The 7272-nt window shown below is 73.1% G+C and carries 6 protein-coding genes and 1 pseudogene; 5 read left to right on the top strand and 2 right to left on the bottom strand.

Annotation, left to right across the window (positions count from 1 at the left end; genetic code table 11):
- Window positions 1–164: 164 nt before the first annotated feature.
- Complete coding sequence (locus CTE05_RS17530; RefSeq protein WP_186814923.1) at window positions 165–1046, bottom strand: trypsin-like serine protease; 882 nt, start codon at window positions 1044–1046, stop codon at window positions 165–167.
- Window positions 1047–1412: 366 nt separating this feature from the next.
- On the opposite strand from CTE05_RS17530, the pseudogene CTE05_RS17525 reads away from it, so the two are divergent.
- From CTE05_RS17525 to CTE05_RS17510, 5 genes and pseudogenes are all read left to right on the top strand, one after another.
- Window positions 1413–2611, top strand: a pseudogene (locus tag CTE05_RS17525) (zinc-dependent alcohol dehydrogenase).
- Window positions 2612–2871: 260 nt separating this feature from the next.
- Window positions 2872–3018 carry a hypothetical protein gene (locus CTE05_RS20390; protein WP_186814922.1) on the top strand — a complete coding sequence of 49 codons (147 nt, stop codon included), beginning with the start codon at window positions 2872–2874 and terminating at the stop codon, window positions 3016–3018.
- 41 nt (window positions 3019–3059) lie between these two features.
- Entirely contained in the window at window positions 3060–3782 is a 723-nt protein-coding gene (locus CTE05_RS17520) for a histidine phosphatase family protein (RefSeq protein WP_146847594.1), read from the top strand.
- Entirely contained in the window at window positions 3766–4629 is an 864-nt protein-coding gene (locus CTE05_RS17515; protein ID WP_146847586.1) for an NAD(P)H-hydrate dehydratase, read from the top strand. The genes CTE05_RS17520 and CTE05_RS17515 overlap by 17 nt, the downstream gene beginning before the upstream one ends.
- Before the next feature lie 48 nt (window positions 4630–4677).
- The gene (locus CTE05_RS17510) at window positions 4678–5676 is read left to right on the top strand and encodes a tetratricopeptide repeat protein (protein ID WP_146847585.1); all 999 of its coding nucleotides are present in this window, start codon (window positions 4678–4680) and stop codon (window positions 5674–5676) included.
- A 4-nt stretch (window positions 5677–5680) separates the two neighbouring features.
- Here the strand turns inward: CTE05_RS17510 and CTE05_RS17505 are convergent, their stop codons facing one another.
- The gene (locus tag CTE05_RS17505; protein WP_186814921.1) at window positions 5681–7210 is read right to left on the bottom strand and encodes an alpha-N-arabinofuranosidase; all 1530 of its coding nucleotides are present in this window, start codon (window positions 7208–7210) and stop codon (window positions 5681–5683) included.
- Between the last annotated feature and the right edge of the window lie 62 nt (window positions 7211–7272).

The raw sequence follows: 7272 nt of genomic DNA, 5'->3' as shown, positions 1-7272 counted from the left end.
AACGCTGGGCACCGGTGCCCCGCCTGTGGACCGGGTCGTCGTGGACGTCTCGATCGGCGACGTCACCGCCGACCCGTTGCAGCTGTGAGTGAGGTCCGGTACGCGGGCAGGTGGCCGTGGTCGTCGCGGCCCCCTCCGACGCTGGAGGGGGCCGCGACGTCCCGTCAGATCGCGACGACGTCGATCGTGGCGTACTCGTCGTCACCGACGACGGACCGGATCCAGTCCTGCGCCGCCTGCGTGTCGACGCGGTAGCCGAAGTCGGTGCCGCGGCAGTACGAGTTCAGCCCGAACGACGTCACGGCCACGATGGTGTTCGACGTGTACCCGCCGTAGAACACCGGCCCGCCGGAGTCACCGGAGCACGTGCCGCCCTTCCCCTTGCCGTTGCCGGTGGTCTGGAGGTTGAACCCGCCGGTGTTGTTGCTGGTCAGGTTCGTCAGGCGGGCGGACGCCATCAGCCGCTCCCGGAACGACACGACCGCGACCGGGCTGCTGTAGGACAGGCCGTACCCGCTCGCCGTGAAGGTCACGTCCTTGGTGCCCTGCGCCGTCGCAAGGCTGTCGAGCGAACCGACCGCGGCCAGCGAGCCGTACTCGGCCAGGGCGATCGGCTGGTCGAGGATCACGAGCCCGAGGTCCTTGGTGTCGGGGAAGCCCACGAAGTCGTCGAAACCCCAGTTGTACGTCTCGTCGGACGTCGCGCACACGACGCCGAGGGTGTCGCCGGCGCAGAACTCGGGGTAGCCGGTGATCGGGTCGAGCTCGGTCTCGGGGTCGTAGTTCACACCGGCGTCCTGCTGGAAGTACACGACAGCGGTCGCGACGTCCTCGGTGCAGTGGCCGGCCGTCAGGAACACGGTCGGGGTGAGCAGCGAGCCGGAGCACCGGCCCGCGAACTCGCCGTCCGCGTCGAAGGTCGTGAGCAGGCCGACGTACGGGTGCTCGACGTCCTTGACGTAGTTGCCCGTGATCGCGGCAGCGGGTGACGCCGACGCGAGGAGCAGGCCGAGCAGCGCTGTGAGCGCCAGGAGGATCTTGCGCACAATGCCTCCCTGAGGGATGAGGCGGCCGGGGCGACCGCCTCCGCGCAGGGTAGGACCGGATGACAACTCGGGCATCCCGGACAGACCGTCGTCGGCCGGAGATCCGGGACTGCGGCGAGACGGGGCCGCTCGCGGACGCAAGGAAGGATCGGCTGCGCACCGGACGACGAGCAGCACCGCTGGTGGTCGCTGCCCTGACTCGGCGTGCGGCCGTAGCGGTCGCGGAGTTAGCGTCAGGTCGGCGCGGAGCAAGCGGCGCCGACCCCTCGCGGCGCACGCGCGACACCCCCTCGACGGCAGGCCGAGCACGACACCGCGCCTGCGCCATGTCACTGCGCGGCCGCACGTCCTCGACGAGGAGATCCCATGAAGGCACTGACCTGGCAGGGCCGCGAGAAGGTCAGCGTGGAGCAGGTCCCCGACCCCGTCATCCAGGAGCCGACCGAGCGATCGTCCGCGTCACGTCGACCGCGATCTGCGGCTCGGACCTGCACCTGTACTCCGTGCTCGGCGCCTACCTGGACGCCGGCGACATCCTCGGCCACGAGGCGATGGGCGTCGTCGAGGAGGTGGGCTCGGCGGCCGGGTCGCTGCGCGTGGGCGACCGGGTCGTGGTCCCGTTCGGGATCGCCTGCGGCACGTGCTGGATGTGCAGCCGCGGCCTGCACTCGCAGTGCGAGACGACGCAGGTGCGGGACCAGGGCAAGGGTGCTGCCCTCTTCGGGTACACCAAGCTGTACGGCCAGGTGCCCGGCGGTCAGGCGCAGTACCTGCGCGTCCCGCAGGCGCAGTTCGGTCCGGTCGTGGTGCCGGACGACGGGAGCCCGGACGAGCGGTACCTCTTCCTGTCCGACGTCCTGCCCACCGCCTGGCAGGCGGTGGAGTACGCCGAGGTCCCGCCGGGAGGCACGGTCGCCGTGCTGGGCCTGGGGCCCATCGGGCAGATGGCCGCCCGCATCGCCGTCCACCGTGGGGCGTCCCGCGTGATCGGGATCGACCGCGTCCCCGAGCGTCTGGAGATGGCCCGTCGGCACGGGATCGACGTCGTCGACCTGAGCGGCACCGACGACCTCACCGGCGCCGTGCAGGCCCTCACCGAGGGTCGCGGGGTGGACGCCGCCATCGACGCGGTCGGCATGGAGGCCCACGGGTCCCCGGTCGCCTCGCTCGGGCAGCGCGCCGCGACGCTGCTCCCCGACGTGATCGCGAAGCCGCTCATCGAGAAGGCCGGCATCGACCGGCTCGACGCCCTGCGCTCCGCCATCGACATCACGCGACGCGGCGGGACCGTCTCGGTCTCCGGGGTGTACGGCGGCGCCGTGGACCCGCTGCCGATGATGGACATGTTCGACAAGCAGCTGACGCTGCGCATGGGTCAGGCCAACGTCCGCCGGTGGGTCGACGACCTGCTCCCGCTCGTGGCCGACTACTCCGACCCCCTCGGTGTCCTGGACCTGCGCACGCACCGGCTCGGGCTGCAGGACGCGCCGGCGGCCTACGAGATGTTCCAGAAGAAGCACGACGGCTGCATCAAGGTCGTCCTCGACCCGTTCGCGTCCGCGTGAGGCGGCGCCGGCTCGCGGGCGTGCTCGCCGATCTCCGTGCGCTCTGGCGTTCCCAGAGCGTCCGGGCACTGCGGAGGAGGCCGCGGGGCGGCGGGTCCTGAACCGGGTGCACCCCCCGGGACACCACAGCTCGACGCCGACGCCGGCGTCAGCGGTGCTGTCGCGCGCACCGCCGAGCCTCCCTACGCTGGCCTGAGGTCCAGAAACGGCCATGCCTCACCCCGCCGCGAAGCGGGCCAGCATGGAGGAGTGGATCGCGCATGACCGAGACCCCGACGAACCCGGACGACGTCACGCCTCTGCCCGACACCACGCCCGAGGAGGGGCAGCCGGTCCAGGGCGACAACCAGGACGTCCCGGCGCGCCGCATCTACCCGACGGACCCCACCGGCGCTGACCCGGCGTGAGCACCGAGACGACCGCAGAGGTCGCGGGCGTCGCCCACCTCATGCTCGTCCGGCACGGCGAGAGCGTCGGCAACGTCGCCGCGGCCGAGGCCGAGCGCGCAGGGCTCGAGGTCATCGACCTGGAGACCCGCGACGCCGACACGCCTCTGTCCTCGCGGGGTGCGGAGCAGGCTGAGGCGCTGGGGGCATGGCTGCGCGACCAGCCCGACGGCACCACCCCCGAGGTCGTGTGGTGCTCCCCGTACGCGCGGGCGGTGCAGACGGCGACGATCGCGACGCAGGCCGCGGGCTCGACGCTGGCTCTCCGCCTCGACGAGCGGCTGCGCGACCGGGAGCTGGGGATCCTGGACCTGCTCACCACGACCGGCGTCGACGCCCGGTACCCGGCCGAGGCTGCCCGTCGACGCCACCTCGGCAAGTTCTACTACCGCCCCCCGGGCGGGGAGTCGTGGGCGGACCTCGCGTTGCGCGTGCGTGCGTTCCTCGCGGACCTGGACCGTGCGGAGAGCGGACGGCGGGTGCTGGTCGTGGCGCACGACGCCGTCATCATGACCATCCGCTACGTCTGTGAGTCGCTGGTGGAGGAGGAGGTGCTCGACCTCGCGCGTCGCACCCCGGTGCGCAATGCCGCCGTCACCCGGCTCGTGCGGACGTCGGCGGGTGCGCCCTGGACGCTCGCGGCGTTCAACGAGGACGACCACCTCGAGCGCGAGGGCGCCCCGGTGACCACGCACGCAGGGGATCGCGATGCCTTCCCGCACTGAGCCCCTCACCCCCGCGCTGCTGCGCGACTGGCCCCTGCCGGCGGACGCCACGTCGAAGTACGGCCGCGGACAGGTGGTGGTCGTCGGCGGGTCCCGTGCCACACCCGGCGCCGCGCTCCTCGCCGGCGTCACGGCGCTGCGGGTCGGCGCGGGGAGGCTCACCCTGGCGGTGGCGCGCTCGGTCGCCGTCCCGTTGGCGGTCGCGGTCCCGGAGGCCGGGGTGCTCGGGCTGCCGGAGACCGAGGACGGCTCCCCGGACGGCACGGGGATCGACGGGGTCGAGGACGCCCTTGCGACCGCCGACGCCGTGCTCGTCGGCCCCGGCCTCGACGATCCCGAACGGACGATCGCCCTGCTCGATGCACTCAGCGACACGGCTCCCCGCAAGGTCCCCGTGCTGCTCGACGCCTACGCCCTGGGGGTCCTCCCCCGGGTCCCCGAGGTCGCCGGACGGCTCGCGGGACGACTGGTCCTGACGCCCAACCCGAAGGAGGCCGCGCTCCTGCTCGGCGTCGACGAGATCGACGACCGGACGTGCGCGCGCATCGCCACGAGGTACGACGCGGTCGTCTCCTGCCAGGGCCAGGTCGCTGCGCCGGACGGACGTCGGTGGGAGGTGTCGACCGGCATGCCGGGCCTCGCCACCTCCGGCAGCGGTGACGTCCTGGCGGGGTCGCTCGTCGGGATCCTGGCCCGAGGAGCCGACCTCGCGCAGGCGGCGTGCTGGGCGACCCACCTGCACGCGGCAGCCGGCGACCGGCTCGCCACCCGCGTCGGCCGCCTCGGCTACCTCGCACGCGAGCTCCCGGACGAGCTACCCACGCTCCTCGACGAGCTCGCTCCCTGACGGGCAGCGACGATGGCGCCCGGTTCCGCGCGCTCCTAGGCTCCGATCGTGGACGCCGCCGCTGCCGCCGCTCTGCTGGAGGTCGCCGAGGACGCGCGGGCGCGTGCTCGACGCCAGGATCCGCTCGCGAACCGTCAGGTGGAGGACCGCTACCCCGAGCTGCTCGAGGCGATCGACTGGCACCTGGCCGTCGGGCAGAGGGACGCGGCCTACCGGCTGGCGTCGGCGCTCGTGCCGTTCTGGATCGCGTCGGCGCGGATCGACGACGGCGACACCTGGTTCGAGCGGGCCCTGGGAACCGGCGACGCCTCGGCGCGGGCACTCTACGACCACGGCTACCTCGTCTTCTTCGCCGGTCGGTACGAGGTCGCCGAACAGCGGTTCCGCAGTGCCCTCGCGCTGGCCGAGACCGCCGGAGACCGCTCGCTCCAGGCGCTCGCCCTCGCCGGCTCCGCGCGCGTGGCGCTGAGCACGGACGTGGACGCCGCCGTGCGTCTGCTGCGTCAGGCGCTGGCGGTCACCGAGGGACGTCCGGACAGCGACCCCGGGCGGTCGAGCACCCTGCACGTGCTGGGCGTGGCGCTGCAGATGTCGGGTGACCTGGAGGGGGCGCGCGAGGCCATGTCAGCGCGGCTGGCGATGGGTCGGACGTCGGGCGACGAGTTCGTCGTCTGGACGGAGTCAGCCAACCTCAGCATGGTCGAGCGACGCCTCGGCAACCTGGAGCGCGCCGAGCAGCTCTCCCTGGAGGCGCTGCAGGTCAGCGCGTCCCGCGGCGAGGAGATGATGATCGCCTGGACCGTCAACGGCCTCGCCGCGGTGACCGCGGCCGCGGGCGACCACGAGCGCGCGGCCACCCTGCTCGGCGCGGCGGCGGAGATGCTCCGGCGCGCGGGCGGCCAGTGGCCCCCCGACGAGCGCGAGCAGCACGACGCGTCGCTCGCCGAGGTGGCCGCCGCCCTCGGCCCGGACGCGCTCGCCGCGGCGCTCGCTCGCGGGGCCGGGCTGTCCCTCACCGACGGCGTCGCGTACGCGCTGCGCCGCTGACCGGTCAGGCCAGCTCGAGCGCGACCGTCACGTACGAGTGCGCCGGCAGGTCGACCTCCAGGCCGCGCGGGTGGGGCCGCACCCCGGCGTGGGCCGCCGGCGCCACCGCGTCGCGCTGCTCCGGGGTGTTGTGCGCGTGGAGCGTGGGCGCCGTGAGCACGCGTGCGGTGTGCCCGACGACGTCGCGGCCCCGCAGGTCCAGGACGAGCGTGCACGGGGCGTCGGTGTCCAGGTTCGACAGCGACACCAGAGCGGAGTCGTCCTTGACGGAGGCGGACGCGGAGACCAGCGTCAGCTCGGCGGCTCCCTCGACCCGACGCGTCGGCACGTCGCGCAGGTGCACGGTGAGGGCGCCGGCGTCGTGGTGGCCGACGTTCATCGCGAACACGTGGTACGTCGGGGTGAGGACGAGGGCGCCGGTGTCCGGGTCGGTGAGGATCATCGCCTGCAGCACGTTGACGGTCTGGGCGATGTTCGCCATCACCACCCGGTCGGCATGGTCGTGGAAGGCGTCGAAGTGGAGCGCGGCGACGAGGGCGTCGCGGAGGCTGTTCTGCTGGTACAGGAACCCGGGGTTCGTGCCCTTCTCGACGTTCCACCACGTGCCCCACTCGTCCACGACGAGCCCGACCTTGCGGTGCGGGTCGTGACGGTCCATGACCGTGGCGTGCCGGGTCAGCAGCTCGTCCATGTAGCGCGCACGCGCCATCGTCAGGTACCACTCGTCGGTCGTGAACTCCGTCGCGTCGCCCTTGTCGGCCCACGGGCCGCTCATCGTGTAGTAGTGCAGGGACACGGCCTGGAACGGCCCCGCGGGGGTGGCCGGGTCGGCGGCGAGGTCTCCCAGCGACCGCATCAGCGTCTCGGTCCAGTGGTAGTCCGCGTCGGCGGCCCCGGCCGCGATCCTCGTGAGCGTGTTGCCGCCCTGGTTGCGCGCGTAGGTCGCGTACTGGCGGGCGAGCGAGGCGAACTGCTCGACGCGCAGGTTCCCGCCGCAGCCCCAGGCCTCGTTGCCGAGCCCCCAGAACGGCACGCGCCACGGCTCCTGCCGTCCGTTCGCCCGCCGGAGGGCGGCCATCGGCGAGTCGTCCGCGCGGGTCAGGTACTCGACCCACTCGCTCATCTCCCGCACCGTGCCCGAGCCGATGTTCGCGGACACGTAGGCGTCGGCACCGAGCAGCTCGCACAGGTCCATGAACTCGTGCGTGCCGAACGCGTTGTCCTCCACCACGTCGCCCCAGTGCGAGTTCACCATTCGGGGCCGCGCCTCACGCGGGCCGATCCCGTCGCGCCAGTGGTAGTCGTCGGCGAAGCAGCCGCCCGGCCACCGCAGGCTCGGGATGGAGATCGCGCGCAGGGCCTCCACGACGTCGGAGCGGATGCCCCGGACGTTCGGCTCCGCGGAGTCCTCGCCGACCCAGAACCCCCCGTAGATGCACCGGCCCAGGTGCTCGGCGAAGTGCCCGTAGACGTGCCGGGAGATCGTCGCGCCCGGCAGGTCCAGGTCGATGACGGCGGTGGGGGTGGTGCTCACGGTGTTCCTCTCGAAGCGGGATGCAGACGTGCAGGTCCCAGGAAGGCGACCGGTGGTGTCGC

The organism is Cellulomonas terrae (assembly GCF_007990265.1).
Taxonomy (GTDB): Bacteria; Actinomycetota; Actinomycetes; order Actinomycetales; family Cellulomonadaceae; genus Cellulomonas; species Cellulomonas terrae.
This window is presented reverse-complemented; position numbering and strand designations above follow the sequence as displayed.